Genomic DNA, 14,176 nt, shown 5'->3' with positions numbered 1-14,176 from the left:
TCTCGGCCACGCTCATTTCCGGCACCAGGTGCAGCTCTTGGTGAATCACCGCCACACCGCTGGCGATGCTGTCGGCGGCGCATTTGAAGGCCATGGTCTGCGCGCCGATCTGCACCGTGCCGCTGGACGGAATGTAGGCGCCGCCGAGGATTTTCAGCAGCGTCGACTTGCCTGCGCCGTTCTCGCCCATCAGCGCGTGCACCGAATGGGGCCGCGCTTCAAAGCTGATCTGCGCCAGGGCTTTCACACCGGGAAACTCCTTGCCGATGCCATTGAAACGCAGGGCTGCGCCGCTCATTTCCACAGGCCGATCTTGGTCAGTTCTTCTTGGAAATTGGCGCGGGTGATCAAGGTCACTTCGTCCATGGCGGTGTATTTGGCCGGTTCCTTGCCGGTGGTGACCCACTCGTACATCGCCAGCGCGGTGTTGTAGCCCTCGATATGCGGGCTGGGCAGCATGGAACCGAAGAAGCCGCTGTCGGCTTTCTTCAATTCGCCAATGGCGTCGGTGCCATTGATGCCGATGCCGATCACGTTGGCGGCCTTGAAGCCGGCGCTCTCAGTAGCGCGCACGCCGCCGAGTACGGTGTTGTCGTTCATGCCACCGATGATCAGGTTCTTCGCCCCGCTCGGCAACTTGACCAGGGCCGAGTTGGTGGCGTCCATGCTGCCGGGAACATCAAGGGTTTTCAGCGCAGCGGTGAGGATGTGGTCCTTGGGAATACCGGCCTCTTCCAGTGACTTGATCGAGCCGTCGGTGCGTTTCTTGCCGGTGTCGAGTTCGTTGAAGGTGTTGATCACCGCATAGGTGTCCTTCCAATCCCAACCGCGTTTTTTCGCTTCGGCGGCCATGGCGGCGCCCTGCTTCTGGCCCACCTCAAACGCGGCCATGCCCAGGTAAGGCACGTCTTCCATGAAGTTGCCCTTGGCATCGACAAAGCGGTCATCCACGGCCATCACTTTCAAGCCGTTGACCTTGGCCTTGGCGACAATCGCAGGGCCCAGGGACACGTCCGGCGGGCAGATCACGAAGCCTTTGGCGCCGTTGGCGGCCAGGCTGTCGATGGCCGACAAGGTCTTTTCGCCATCGGGCACGGCGATCTTGATCACGGTGAAACCATGCTCCTTGCCGGCTTTTTCCGCGAATGCCCACTCCGTTTGAAACCAGGGTTCCTCGGCCTGCTTGACCAGAAAACCGATCTTCACTTCTTCAGCCGATACCCAGCCGCAGAACGCCATCGCCAGTGCCACGGCACCGAGTGTTTGCTTGAACATGGACCACCTCCTTCTTGTTATTGAAAAACGCTTTAGTCGTGGTACATCACAGACCGCCCGCCATCGATCATCAGGCAAGTGGCGTTGATAAAGGGCGCCTCGTCGGTCGCCAGAAACAGTGCTGTCATGGCCACTTCGATGGGCTGGCCAATGCGTTTGGGCGGGTGCAGGTCGAACGCACGCTGGCGTTCGGCGTGGGGGTCAGGGAAACCGTTCCAGTAGTCGACGTTGAGCTGGGTTTCGATATAGCCGGGGGCGATGGCATTCACGCGGATGCCTTTGGGCGCGTACTCGATACCCAGGGCACGGGTGAGGCCGAGCAGGCCGTGCTTGGCGACAGGGTAAGGAAAGCAACCGGGAATGATGTGGCTGGAATGGGTGGACGCGATATTGATGATGTTGCCGATACCTTGCTCGATCATGTGCGGCAACACCGAGCGGCAGCCGTACCAGGCACCGTCGAGGTCGATGGCGAAACAGCGGCGCCAGTCCTCGTCGCTCATCTCCAGCGGGTCACGGAACACGTTGACGCCGGCACAGTTGACCAGCACATCCACACGGCCAAAGCGCTCGATGGCCAGGTTGACCAATGCCTGCCACTGATCCTTGGAAGTGATATCAACCGCGTGGGCGTAAACCTGCGCACCGTGTTCGCGCCAATGAGCGGCGATCTTCTCGACTTTGTCGCCCTGAATATCGGCAATGATCAACCGCGCCTGCTGGGCCTGGAAACAGGCAACGATGGCTTCGCCAATGCCTTGGGCGGCGCCAGTGACGATCACCACCTTGTTCTTCAGCCGCTCGCCGTAAGTCGGCTCGGGCACGGCGGGTAGGGACAACGGTTGCGCCTGCATCGCTTCACCTTTTTATTTTTTGTAGTGAGTGCTGATGCTGGCGACTATAAACCCATCGCCTGAAATATCTCAATATATAAATTATCGTCCCATATAATGGGCGGCGCTTGAAAAAATGTGGGAGCGGGCTTGCTCGCGAAGGCGGTCTGTCAGTTAAAGCATGTGCTGACTGATACACCGCATTCGCGAGCAAGCCCGCTCCCACATTCGATCTTTAGTGACTGTACGAAAGAAGTTTCAGCCCAGGGCGAAGTCGCGCAGGGCATCGCCTTCCATGCGATAACGTACCCATTCTTCCTGAGGCTGGGCGCCGATGGATTTGTAGAAGGCAATCGCTGGCTCGTTCCAGTCCAATACGCTCCATTCAAAACGCCCGCAACCATTGTCAAAGGCAATTTTGGCCAAGTGGCGCAGCAACTTCTTGCCGGCCCCGCCGCCGCGTTGCTCCGGGTTGATGTACAGGTCTTCGAGGTACAGGCAGTTACTGCCCAGCCACGTCGAGTAACTGAAAAAGAACACCGCAAAGCCAATCGGCAAGCCGTCGCGCAAGCAGATCAGGCCATGGGCCGTGGCGCCTTCGCTGAACAGGCTGCGCTCGATGTCCACCACGCTGGCGATCACTTCATGCCGGGCTTTCTCGTACTCGGCAAGTTCAGTGATAAAGGTCAGGATCTGCGCAGCATCGCTGGGCACGGCGGGGCGAATCTCGATGGTCATGGGCGAGCCTTGGGCAAATTCAAAGGCCACATACTAAGACGGTTTGATTGCCGTTTGCAGTGCAATTGATGCCAATAAGCGCGTTTCACTCCGGCGCGGGGTGATGCAAGCATCAGCAACCACAGAACAAAGCCTGCGCACGCCCATGGTAAACAATGAGCATAAATCCAACGATCAGAGACCTGCTCATGCACGTTACGCCACCCGTGGGCACGAAGACATTCGCGCTGTTCTGCCTCGCCAGTTTTCTGTTGTCGCTGTCTTACGGCTCGACCTTTTTGTTGTCACTGCTGATCCATGCCCGTGGCGGTAATGAACACGACGCGGGCAGTGTCATTGCCACGGCGATGCTCAGCACCTTTGTAGCGGTCGTGCTTTCCGGGCATCTGGCTGACGCGCTGGGCGCGGCGCGGGCCATTGCAAGCACCGGCGTATTGTTGGTGGTGGCCTGCCTGGGGTTTGCCCTGACGCCAGGGTTTGGCCAAGGCTTGATGCTGTTTGGATTGTCTCTTGGTTTGGGCTGGGGCGTGTTCTATACCCTGGGCCCGATCATCGTGACGCTGCTGGTGGAACCGCGCCAGCGGGCCAAATATTTCGCCTTGCTCTCGGGCAGTATGTTGAGCGGCATAGGTTCCGGCCCTTTGCTGGGACGCGCCGCCACTGCGCTGGACCTGCCCCTGACAACCGCGTTCTATATCGCCGGGCTCGCCAGCCTCGCCGGTGTGGTGATGTTCTGGCGCATGGGCACTCGGTTGCGACAGCACGCGAATGTGCCAACCGCCAGGATTTCCTGGCGCGCAAGCCGCCGCGTCCTGTCTTCCAAGGCGGCGTTCGCCATCCTGATGGTCGGACTGGGCGGCTGCGTATTCGGGGGGCTGTCTTCGTTCCAGACCAGCTATGCCGTGGCCCATAAGCTGGACTATTCACTGTTCTTCGCGGGTTTCCTGACAGCGGCTATTACCAGCCGCCTGCTGATCGCCGGTTTCGTGGTCAAGCGCGATGCGTACCAGGCTGCCTGCGTGTTATCCGGGGTAATGTTCGGCGCGATCGCGCTGTTCGCGTTTGGTGTCAGCGGCAACCTCAGTTATGTGCTCGCCGCCGCCACGCTAGGGATCGGGTATGGCCTGACGTATTCGGTGATCAACGGCCTGGTGGCCAACGAAGCGCCCAGCGGCACCACTTCCCAGGCGTTGTTGCTGTTCAGCCTGGCGTACTTTATCGGCGTCTTCGGGTTTCCCTGGCTCGCAGGCAAGATCATCGTCGACTTCGGCCTTGCGACAATGATGCTGAGCGTACTGGTGATCGCCGCACTCAATTGGGCGATCACGGTGGCGCGCTTGATAGCGCGTCGGGTATCGGCACACAAAGTGATACAGGTGAGCTGATACCGTTCGTCGCCATCCCGGCACGATCAGCAATCGCGGGCAGACCAATACAGGGTAAGGACATTAATTATATGGAGACACCCTGATGAAACATTCCAAATTTGCTGCCCTCGCCCTCACCGGCCTGTTGTCTGCCGCGTCCTTGAGCGCCTTCGCGGCTAGCTCGACCACTGGCCCCACCGATCCAACGCCGGACGCCACTACCGAATCGCAAAAATCGATGGGCACCGGCATGGACACCAACGGTGGCGCGATCATCGACAACAGCGCTGACCCGCGCACCAAAGGCAACGACACCCAGCGCCAGGCACCGGCGGCCGTGGGCAACGGCAAGATGGGCCCTGGCACGAGCAACAATGAGCCGAAGATCAACAAGGGCGACGACTCGAACATCCCCGGCGCGCAGAAACAACCAGCGCCTTGATGCCCCCTTGGTACGACCAACGCCCGACCATTTCCCCGTGAAGAGGTACGCATGAACGTCGATAGAAACCTTGAAAAAGAAGTCCTCACCCGCCTGCTGCACGCCCACCCGCAAGGCTTGGGCAAGGAGGTGCTGGACAATTACCGCGGTGAAAAAGAGGTCGCCAGTGTCTTGGCGTTCCTGCAGGACCGCGGGCTGATCAAGGATGGGCATGTGACCACCGACGACGCCGGCGAATACGCGTTGAACCTGCCGATCAAGCTCACCGCTTCGGGTGTGGATGAGGCGCGCAAGCTCGACGCTCAAAGCACTGAGTAATCCATTTCTGGCCTGGCCCCGCGACCGGGGCCAGAAGGAGTTTTAGCGATGCCTCGTGGAAGCAAAGCCAAATACACCGACGAACAGAAACGCAAGGCCGCTCATATCGAAGACAGTTATGAGCACAAGGGACTGCCCAAGGACGAGGCCGAAGCCCGCGCCTGGGCCACCGTGAATAAACAGTCTGGTGGTGGTGAAAGAGCCGGCGGATCAGGTCGAGGCAAGGCGCCGGCCAAGAAGGCCCAGGACCGGCAGGAATCGGCCAAGCGTGCCGCTGCCAGCCGTGAAGGCCACCCACGCAGCAGCCGTGCTTCGCTGAGTACGCAAACCAAGGAAAGCTTGATGAAAGAGGCGCGGGAAAAGAATATTCCGGGACGCTCGACCATGCGCAAAGATGAGTTGATCCAGGCCCTGAAAAAAGCCGGTTAAACGCAGGACCCATTGTGGGAGCGGGCTTGCTCGCGAATGCGGTGTATCAGTCAGCACATGCTTTAACTGACACACCGCATTCGCGAGCAAGCCCGCTCCCACATTTTTGGGCCTCGTTTATTCAGTCACTAATGCATCGACCTCAGCAGTGCCAGGTGAAGTGGCCGGTCCCCAGCGGGTTACCGCCAATGCCGCCGCTGCGTTCGCTCGACGCGCCGCCTCAACCGGTTTCAAGCCCTTCGCCAACCCGGCAATAAATACCCCTGCATGCGCATCCCCCGCACCATTGCTGTCCACCGCCTTAACCTTGAAGCCAGGTACATGCTCAGTCTGTGCCCCACGCCCTACCCAGCAACCATTTGGCCCATCACGCACAACCAGCAGTGCCTGCACGTGCTGACTCAGCATGGGCAGCGCCTGACTCATACCCGCCGCCCCGGTAAACGCGAGGGCTTCAGGGCCATTGCTGGTCCAGATGTCGATACGCGGCAACAACGCGCGCATCAACGCCGAGTCCGGCGCCTTGACCAGCGGACCTGGGTCGAACACCACCACGATCTCTCGCGGCAGCGCCAGCAGCCAGTCAAGCAACGGCTGTGCCTTACCTTCAAGCAGCAAGCTGTAGCCACTGACGTACACATAATCATCAACACGCGGGACGATCTGAGCCAAGTCGTCGGCGCTCAGCTCACCCTCGGCGCCGAGATGGGAAATGAAGGTGCGTTCGGTGCTCGCTTCAGTCAGCGACACGCACAACCCGGTATCTTTGCCAGCGCTGGCCGCCAAGGTCATTTCAATACCTTCGGCCTGCATCGCGGCGCGCGCCAGCTCGCCAAAGCGCCCTTCGCCATGGCGACCCAGGTAAACCACCGGCAACCCATTGCGCCGCGCCGCAGCCATTACGTTGAAACCGCCACCGACCTGGAAACTGGCGGAGTTGGCCAGCACGTCACCGCCGCTTGCCGGCAGGGTGTCGAGGCCCATGACCAGGTCGACAATGACCTGGCCGGTATGCAGCAATCTAGACATTGGCGCTCTCTGCTAAAGCAGGACGACGGTCAGCCGCGCCGCCCAGTACTGCATATAGTCCGCCGGCTACCAGGAAGGTCACGATCCAGCCCAGGCCGTTATGGCCCAGCCAGGAGTCGGACAACGGCCCGGCAAACCAGATGTTTTCGGCGGTGGTGCCGATGGTGGTGAAGCTGAACCCCAGCACAATGGCCACGGCCCAGGCGCCAAATGCACGCCACTCCACACCGCCGCGATACCAGTAGGCACTGCTGGGGCTGACGTCCAGCAGGTCGGTGGGGCTGTAGTAATGACGGTGAATCAAGTCGACCACGAAGATCCCGACCCACGCCGTAATCGGCACCGCCAGCAGCGAAATGAAGGTGATGAACGGGCCATAGAAGCTGTCGGCGATCAGCATGAAATAGATGGAGCCAGCAAAGATCGCGACGATATCGACAATCACCGCGTGCACGCGTTTGACCTTCAAGCCCAAGGTCAAGGTAGTGAGGCCGGCCGAATACACCGACAGGTTGTTTGACAGCAACAGCCCGCCGAACGCGGTGATCAGGTAAGGCACCGCCATCCAGGTCGGCAGCATGTCGCGGATTGCGATGATCGGATCGGTGGCCGACGCCAGGTCGTTGTTACCCACCGACAGCAGGCCGCCCAAGGTAATCAGCAACACCAGCGGAATACCCGCGCCAAAAGCGGCGCTGGCCACCAGGCGTACAGCCTTGACGCTGCGGTGCTGGTAGCGCGACATATCGGCACCGGCGTTGGCCCAACCAATGCCGGTGCCGGCGGCCATGGTGCCTACGCCAATGATCATCGCGCTCAACGGCGCCGGGGTGGCGTTGAACACCGCGCTCCAGTCGATGGTGGCACACAGAAAGCCGCCCACCAGAATGTTCAGGCCGCCGAATACGTAGGTGGCCCACTTCTGGATCACCAGCAACGTGGCGTGGCCCAGGCCCGATACGGCCAGGGTCAGCAGCACGAAGATGGCAATGAAGATCAGGGTGAGCAGCGGCGCGCTCTTGGCCTCCACTGCCGAGCCGAACAGGATAGAGCTCAACGACAACAACACGAAGGCTGCGGTGGTGGTGTTGACGGTTTCCCAACCCAGGCGCGACATCAGCGACACCAAGGTCGGGCCGATATTGCCGCGCACGCCGAAGATGGCGCGGGACAAGGTCAGGCTGGGCGCGCGACCACGGCGACCGGCAATGGAGATAATGCCAACCACGGCAAAGGAGCCAGCGGCGCCAAGAATCGCGACGATGATCGCCTGCCAGATGGCCAAGCCACGAAACGCCACCAGCGTTGCACCAAGGGGCAAACCGAGGATGCTGATATTGGCCGCGAACCACACCCAGAACAGTTGCAGCGGATGGCCGTTGCACTCACCTTCCGGGACCGGCTCGATGCCGCGTGTTTCCAGTTGCCCGGCGCTTTGGCCGGAAGAGGGACTGCTCATGAAAGGGTGCTCCTGGTGCCTGTATTGTTGTGGTTGTGGCAGCGAGTCGAATCTTTATCCAGTCTTCCTGACTCAACGCTTTTGAATGTGGGAGCTGGCTTGCCTGCGATTGCGGTGGGGGCAACCCGCCCAGCGGCCACTGGAAAACCGCTATCGCAGGCAAGCCAGCTCCCACATCAGATTTGTGTTTATCGCAAGGCCAACAACCCTTGGACCAAGGGTTGCACATCCAATCCATTGACCCGCTTGACCTGTTCAACCAACGCCTCAGGCCAGCACTGCATGCCCAGGCACGCCCCCAGCATGGCGCCGAGGATCGCGGCAATGGTGTCGGTGTCGCCGCCCAGGCTGGCCGCCAGGCACAGGGCTTCGAAGGCATTCATATCACCTGACGCCACTTGCTGGGCCAAGGCAAACGAGACCACCACCGATTCCTGGGAAGCCACCGAAGTACCGATCAACTCGTAAAGCAGGTCGGCAAACAACGCTTTGTCGCCGCTGCCGACGCTCAAGGTGCGAGCCCAACTGATGCGGGTAGAAATGCGTCCGCCCGCGATCCAGTGACCATGGCTTTCAGCCTGTCGGGCAATCTGGGTGCCGATATTCAGGGCTTCCCCCAGGTCCACGCCATTGATGCCTGCCGAGACCACCGCCGCCACGGCCGCAGCGCTGGAAATACCCAGGCTGGTGTTATGCGTGACCTGGCACGCCTGGATCACCGCCTGGACAAACCCCCCCGGGTCGCCAACATCGGCGGCGATGCCCACCGGGGTGATGCGCATGGCCGCGCCATTGGTAGTGCCGTAGCGCCCGGATTCTTCCGGGGTATGGCCGGCGAGGATCATGTCGATCGCGCGCTTGGTGGACGGCCCGAGCAAGTCCTGGGAACCCTTGGCGCGCATCCCCGCTTCCCAGTCGATCAGGCGCTGGGCAAGCACGGCGGGCTCGATCTGGCCCTGGCCTTGCACCAGTAACTCGGCAACCAGGATGGCTTGTTCGGTGTCATCGGTGATGGAACCGGCAGGCATGTTGGGCGCAATGGGCTGGTCCGCGTCGGCGTCTTCCAAGGCGGTGATAGCACCGAAGCGCTGTTGAACCTGTTCGCGGCTCAAGGATTGGGTGGGCATGCCCAAGGCATCGCCCAGGGCCAGGCCATAAAAGGCGCCAAGTGCGCGATTTTCTCGGGTCATTTTGGCGCTCCAAACTGCAGATGCAGGCGAAAGTGCAGCGGGTCGAGCAGGCTTTCGACATGTTCCATGAAACGCTCGCGACGATCATAGGTAGTGCGCGAGGCCTTGAGAAATACCGTGCCGCTGGGGCGCCCGAGTAATTCGGCGTCTTCATCACCCAGGGGTTCGGCACCGATCCACTGGTCGCCGTCGGCCCCGACATAGCCGTAGGCGGCCAGGGTGATGGTCAGGGAGTTGTCGATCAGGCCCATGCGCGGCAGGCTTTCCAGATCGCCAACGGCCGGCATCAGCGAGCGTTCCAGGGACACCGCTGTGCCGTCAGCCGTGCGCCGCAGGCGCTCGAGGGTAATGAACTGGTCGGTGCCGAAACGGCTGAACAGATCCGGGCGCGTGACGGCCTCGAAACGCAGGATGTCGGTGCTTACCTGGGCGCCCGTATCGGCCAAGGCCTGGGCCCAGCCGCTGCGTTGGTCGAGCACCATGCCGTCAAAGGTGACAATCGAGCCGACACCGCTCTGGGTGGCGATGTAGTTGCGACGCTTGAGCTCGGCCAGCGCCTCGCGCAGCGTGCCACGGCTGACCGCAAACTCCTCGGCCAGTTGATGCTCGCCCGGCAACAGGAGGCCGTCGGCCATGACCCCACCCTCGATACGGCGGATGAGTTCGTCGACGACGCGTTTTTTCTTATCAAATCGAACATGTCTAATCATGTACAAATTGATAACCGAAAGCCCGCGTTTACCGCAAGAGGATTATTTCAGGCTGAAGACAAAAACCGCCTCAGGGCTCCAGGCCGATGGGGAAAAACTCCCCGCCGCTCCAGACACCAAGCCAGTTCTGACCGTTGATCGGACGGCTCACCGCCAGCTCCACCAACTGGTAAAAAACGTTGCGATGCACGAGGGCTTCGAGGTTGGTGCGAACGCGCACATAGGGGGCGGGTTCCTGGGTGATGGGGTCGGTCACCACCCGCAGCGGGTGTTCGAGGCCTGCCTCGAGCTGTTCGTCGACGTTGGTGGTAAAGCGCAATACCTGGCTTTCGCCCTGCCCTTGCACATCCAGGGTCACTGCGACAAATGGCGCATCATCCACACGGATGCCGACCTTCTCCACGGGCGTCACCAGGAAATAATCATCGCCATCGCGGCGGATGATGTTGGAGAACAGCTTGACCATCGGCTTTCGCCCGATGGGTGTGCCTTGGTAGAACCAGGTGCCATCGCGGGCGATGCGCATGTCGATATTGCCGCAGAAATCCGGGTTCCACAGATGCACCGGTGCCGGCCCCTTGCCCTTGGGCAGTTGGGCCAATAAATCATTGGCCTTGGCGGAATCGGTCATGGCGGGCTCCTCTGTCTTACTGATCACTCATACCCAGTAAACCGCGGGCGTATTGCGCCAGGGGGCGGGCGATCAAATCTTGTGGCGATGTGTCGTGGAACGTCAGTAAACCGCCACGACTGCGAATACGTGCAGTATCAATCAAATACTGGGTGCTGGTCTCGATCAACATGACTTGGATCACCCCGCTGTCCAGGCCAAGGCGGTCCAGGGCTTGTTGGTCGGTCCACTCGTCGGCGTTGCCGATACGGTCATCGGCTGCCGCAAAGCGGCAATACAGCAGGTAATGAGCACCGGCGGCACGGGCTTCGGTCATGGCCTGTTCAAGACCTTCCGGCTGGCGGGCGCGACGCACCATGGGGAAATATTCGACGAAGCCATTGAAGGCTTCCTCGGCCACCACATTGGGCCGCGGGTAGGCGCTGCCCGGCGGCACGAAGGCGCCTTGGGCGATAAACACAAAGGAGTCCGGCTGTATGCGCACCGAGGCAGTACGGCGCGTATCGCTGTGATCGAGCAGTCCGGCATCGCTCATCTGATAGCGGGTGCCTTCGGCCATATCACTGACGGTCATGCAACCACCCAGGGCCAATGACGCCAGCAGCAAAACCAGACTACGCATCCTAATCCTCCAGAGGCCGGTGACAGGAAACCGGCGAATGGGGCGTGGGATGCAGAATCCGCGCCAGTCAGCTGCGCCACAAATCAAATGTGTGAACCCGCAATGTCTACCTTAGCCACCAATGATCTTCATGATCGTGGCACCGCCGGAGAACGCCACTTCCTGCTTGTCGGCCAAGGCTTTCATCAACAAGCCCTGCAACGCTGGCAACGCTTGATGGCGCGGCTGATCGAGCAAGTCACCGACATAATGGCGATTGCTGGACGACAGGCAGCCATGCAGCCAACCAGTAGAGGACAACCGCAACCGCGAACAGGTGCGGCAGAAAGGTACGCTCTCGTTGGCGATCACACCGAAGAAGCCCTTGCCTGGCACTTCGTAGCGTACCGCCGTCGCATCGACGGGTGCATTGGCTTGCAGGTATTCGTGTTGCTCGCCGATCAAGCTGAGCAGCTGTTGCAAGCTGACAAACTGTTGCAGGAACGCGTTGGAGTCTTTGGCCAGGTGCCCCATGCGCATCAGTTCGATAAAGCGCAGCTCGTAGCCTCGCGCCAGGCAGTAATCGAGCAGCGGCATCACCTGGTCCAGGTTCTGGCCGCGCAACGGCACCATATTGACCTTGATCTTGATCCCGGCAGCACTGGCCTGGTCCATGCCATCGAGCACGGTGGCCAGGTCGCCGCCACGGGCGATGCTGCGGAAAGCGTCGGCATCCAGCGTGTCGAGGGAGACATTGATGCGTCGTATACCAGCGGCCACCAGCAACGGCAGTTTACGCGCCAGCAGTTGGCCATTGGTGGTCAGACTGATGTCGCTCAGGCCCATCTGCCCTACCGCCCCCATGAAGGCTTCCAACTTGGGGCTGACCAACGGCTCACCGCCGGTAATGCGCAAGCGCTCGATACCCGCCGCTTCGATCAGGTAAGCCACGCCTCGGGCCATGGCCTCGGCCGACAGTTCATCCTGGGCAGCCACCAGCCGCTTGCCGTCAGGCACGCAATAGGTACACGCATAATTGCAGGCTGAAGTCAGGCTGATCCGCAAATTGCGAAAACGCCTGCCTTGACGATCAACGATCATGGATCACTCCGGCAGAGGATAATTCGGGCGCGCTAAAAGCTGACTCATAACTCAGCTTTTAGCAAGGTCCTTGCCTGAGTATATTCCTGGGTTACTGCGCCTGGCAGTAAATCATTGCGCCATCACTGTGGCGAATGACTTAGGTGGCAGGGGTTTCGCCGCTCTTCTCGGCGCCCGGCAGTTCAGGACTGTGCTTGCGCTTGTTGCCCATGCGCACGCCGATGTCCATCAGGAACTGGAAGAAACCTTCCTGGTCTTCCAGCACATTGCTCCAGAACGGCGAGTGGTACAGCGCCACAGCGCCATGCACCAAGGCCCAGGCGGCGCAGTAGTGGAAATACGGTGGCACGTCTTCAAGCTTGCCTTCGCTGATACGCCCCTTGATCAGCAGGGTCAGGCGTTCGAAGTTCGAGGCGCGGATCTTGTGCAATTCCTCGACCATCTCCGGCACCTGGTGACCTTTGACCACCTTCTCTTCCAGGCGGTCGAACAGGCGGTAGCGCTGCGGATCACGCATGCGGAACTCGAAGTAAGCGCGGGACAGGGCTTCCTTGTCTTTGTCGACATCCGCCGAGTGCAGCAACTCGTTCAAATCACGCTCGTAGTCGAGCATCAGGCGCAGGTAGATTTCGGCCTTGGATTTGAAGTGTTTGTAGATCGTGCCTTTGCCGATACCCACGGCATCCGCAATCATCTCGACGGTGACGCTGTCTTCACCTTGTTCGAGGAACAGCTTGAGCGCGGTGTCGAGAATTTCCTGCTCACGGCGGCGAAATTCACGGACCTTACGGGGTTCTTTGTGCATGAGGAAGAGTCTGCAAAGGTCGGAAATAGGGAGGGTTGCGCAGGGCCATGGATACGTGGCGATACGATTTACCCGGTGCGAGGGATTATCCCGACTGAACGGTCGTTGGGCAATGTCTATGTGAACCCGCCAGGCACATAACTTTCAATGCGCCAACGATTTCGCCGTTATCAGTCAGAAATAATACGCAACACCTGAACCTGCCCATCAGCGCAATGAGAACTCAAGCGAAGGCCGCGTATTCCAAATCTGTTTAAAAAACGATCAATCACGACTGGACTGAATAGGATAGTGGTCAATACTTCAACTGTCGGCGCGACATCTCCCCCAAGTGACGCGTCGACCTGGGTACCGACGGACTGCGTGCCCTTGTTTTACTCCTAATGGTCTTAGCCCGGATTCACCCCCCAGAACCCGGGTTTTTTTTGCCTGGAATTCGGCCGCTCTAACCGGCTAGGTGGGCCAGCGGGAACAGGCGCTTGAAGTTCTCGGTAGTCTGCTCGGCAAAGCGTTCGTACGACTCGCCGCGCAGCATCGCCAGGTAATCAGCCACATCACGTACATATTCGGGCAAGTTCGGTTTGCCGCGATGGGGGATGGGCGCCAGGTACGGCGAGTCGGTTTCCACCAGCAGGCGGTCGGCAGGCACCTGGCGGGCCACATCGCGCAGCGCGTCGGCATTGCGGAAGGTGACGATACCCGACAGGGAAATATAGAACCCCAGGTCCAGGGCCGCCTTGGCCATGTCCCAGTCTTCGGTAAAGCAATGCAACACGCCAGCCTGCGGCAACGCGGCTTCACGTAGCAAGGCCAGGGTATCGGCACGGGCACCTCGGGTGTGGACGATCACCGGCTTGCCCGTCTGCTGGGCGGCTTGCAGGTGCAAGCGGAACGAGGCCTGCTGCAACTCGGCAGCTTCAGGCTCGTAGTGATAGTCCAGGCCGGTTTCGCCAATGGCCACCACTCGCGGGTGGTTGAGTTCGCCCAGTAGCCAGTCCAGAGCCGGCGCTTCGCCAGGCTTGAGGTCCAACGGGTGAATACCCACCGAGCAGTCTACGTCGGCATAGCGATCAGCCAGGGCTTTGACGTCGGCGGCGTTGTCGGCGCTGACGCCAATGCACAGGAAGTGCCCTACCCCACGCTGGCGGGCAGCTTCAAGGGCGGCGTCGAGGGAGCCACCGTGCTGGGCAAGGTCGAGGCGATCAAGGTGGCAATGAGAATCTACGAGCATAGGAATCTGAGCTTAAG

17 protein-coding genes are annotated in these 14,176 nt (G+C 60.4%); 4 read left to right on the top strand and 13 right to left on the bottom strand.

Annotated features, from left to right (window positions below; translation table 11 throughout):
- From JMV15_RS26725 to JMV15_RS26710, 4 genes are all read right to left on the bottom strand, one after another.
- Positions 1-298 (bottom strand): ATP-binding cassette domain-containing protein (locus tag JMV15_RS26725; protein ID WP_201491963.1); only part of this gene is annotated, 298 nt, incomplete at its 3' end.
- Complete coding sequence (locus tag JMV15_RS26720) at positions 295-1,275, bottom strand: substrate-binding domain-containing protein (protein ID WP_014719544.1); 981 nt, start codon at positions 1,273-1,275, stop codon at positions 295-297. The genes JMV15_RS26720 and JMV15_RS26725, both read right to left, overlap by 4 nt.
- A gap of 32 nt (positions 1,276-1,307) precedes the next feature.
- Complete coding sequence (locus JMV15_RS26715) at positions 1,308-2,129, bottom strand: SDR family oxidoreductase (RefSeq protein WP_014719545.1); 822 nt, start codon at positions 2,127-2,129, stop codon at positions 1,308-1,310.
- Positions 2,130-2,366: 237 nt separating this feature from the next.
- On the bottom strand, positions 2,367-2,846 hold the full coding sequence (locus tag JMV15_RS26710; RefSeq protein WP_010208407.1) for a GNAT family N-acetyltransferase: 480 nt from the start codon (positions 2,844-2,846) through the stop codon (positions 2,367-2,369).
- Positions 2,847-3,034: 188 nt separating this feature from the next.
- Between JMV15_RS26710 and JMV15_RS26705 the strand changes: the two genes are divergently transcribed.
- From JMV15_RS26705 to JMV15_RS26690, 4 genes are all read left to right on the top strand, one after another.
- Entirely contained in the window at positions 3,035-4,231 is a 1,197-nt protein-coding gene (locus JMV15_RS26705) for an MFS transporter (RefSeq protein ID WP_038451225.1), read from the top strand.
- A gap of 85 nt (positions 4,232-4,316) precedes the next feature.
- Positions 4,317-4,655: a hypothetical protein gene (locus tag JMV15_RS26700; protein ID WP_020301899.1), complete on the top strand. Its 339-nt coding sequence runs from the start codon at positions 4,317-4,319 to the stop codon at positions 4,653-4,655.
- A gap of 51 nt (positions 4,656-4,706) precedes the next feature.
- On the top strand, positions 4,707-4,973 hold the full coding sequence (locus tag JMV15_RS26695) for a hypothetical protein (RefSeq protein ID WP_014719548.1): 267 nt from the start codon (positions 4,707-4,709) through the stop codon (positions 4,971-4,973).
- Between the two features lie 48 nt (positions 4,974-5,021).
- Positions 5,022-5,402, top strand: coding sequence for a Rho termination factor N-terminal domain-containing protein (locus tag JMV15_RS26690; protein ID WP_038451227.1), 381 nt, complete (start codon positions 5,022-5,024; stop codon positions 5,400-5,402).
- Between the two features lie 117 nt (positions 5,403-5,519).
- On the opposite strand, the gene JMV15_RS26685 is transcribed toward JMV15_RS26690, so the two are convergent.
- The 9 genes from JMV15_RS26685 to JMV15_RS26645 form a co-directional block, all read right to left on the bottom strand.
- Entirely contained in the window at positions 5,520-6,431 is a 912-nt protein-coding gene (locus tag JMV15_RS26685) for a PfkB family carbohydrate kinase (protein ID WP_038451229.1), read from the bottom strand.
- Positions 6,424-7,890: a purine-cytosine permease family protein gene (locus JMV15_RS26680; RefSeq protein ID WP_014719551.1), complete on the bottom strand. Its 1,467-nt coding sequence runs from the start codon at positions 7,888-7,890 to the stop codon at positions 6,424-6,426. The genes JMV15_RS26685 and JMV15_RS26680 overlap by 8 nt, the downstream gene beginning before the upstream one ends.
- Positions 7,891-8,078: 188 nt before the next feature.
- Positions 8,079-9,080 carry an ADP-ribosylglycohydrolase family protein gene (locus JMV15_RS26675; protein WP_038451231.1) on the bottom strand — a complete coding sequence of 334 codons (1,002 nt, stop codon included), beginning with the start codon at positions 9,078-9,080 and terminating at the stop codon, positions 8,079-8,081.
- Positions 9,077-9,790 carry a GntR family transcriptional regulator gene (locus tag JMV15_RS26670; protein WP_038451233.1) on the bottom strand — a complete coding sequence of 238 codons (714 nt, stop codon included), beginning with the start codon at positions 9,788-9,790 and terminating at the stop codon, positions 9,077-9,079. The genes JMV15_RS26675 and JMV15_RS26670 overlap by 4 nt, the downstream gene beginning before the upstream one ends.
- A 70-nt stretch (positions 9,791-9,860) precedes the next feature.
- Positions 9,861-10,421: a DUF1285 domain-containing protein gene (locus JMV15_RS26665; protein WP_014719554.1), complete on the bottom strand. Its 561-nt coding sequence runs from the start codon at positions 10,419-10,421 to the stop codon at positions 9,861-9,863.
- Between the two features lie 16 nt (positions 10,422-10,437).
- A complete protein-coding gene (locus JMV15_RS26660; protein ID WP_019817202.1) occupies positions 10,438-11,043 on the bottom strand; it encodes a DUF4823 domain-containing protein in 606 nt (201 codons plus the stop codon).
- A 111-nt stretch (positions 11,044-11,154) separates the two neighbouring features.
- The gene (locus tag JMV15_RS26655; RefSeq protein WP_019817203.1) at positions 11,155-12,123 is read right to left on the bottom strand and encodes a GTP 3',8-cyclase MoaA; all 969 of its coding nucleotides are present in this window, start codon (positions 12,121-12,123) and stop codon (positions 11,155-11,157) included.
- A gap of 139 nt (positions 12,124-12,262) precedes the next feature.
- Positions 12,263-12,928 (bottom strand): TetR/AcrR family transcriptional regulator, encoded by a 666-nt coding sequence (locus JMV15_RS26650; RefSeq protein ID WP_003189287.1) that lies wholly within the window; start codon positions 12,926-12,928, stop codon positions 12,263-12,265.
- 445 nt (positions 12,929-13,373) lie between these two features.
- On the bottom strand, positions 13,374-14,159 hold the full coding sequence (locus tag JMV15_RS26645; RefSeq protein WP_014719557.1) for a TatD family hydrolase: 786 nt from the start codon (positions 14,157-14,159) through the stop codon (positions 13,374-13,376).
- Between the last annotated feature and the right edge of the window lie 17 nt (positions 14,160-14,176).

Origin of the sequence: Pseudomonas paracarnis (assembly GCF_904063055.1) — a bacterium.
Classification (GTDB): Bacteria; Pseudomonadota; Gammaproteobacteria; order Pseudomonadales; family Pseudomonadaceae; genus Aquipseudomonas; species Aquipseudomonas paracarnis.
Note: the sequence above shows the minus strand (reverse complement) of the source record. Positions and strands in the feature narration are given on the sequence as shown.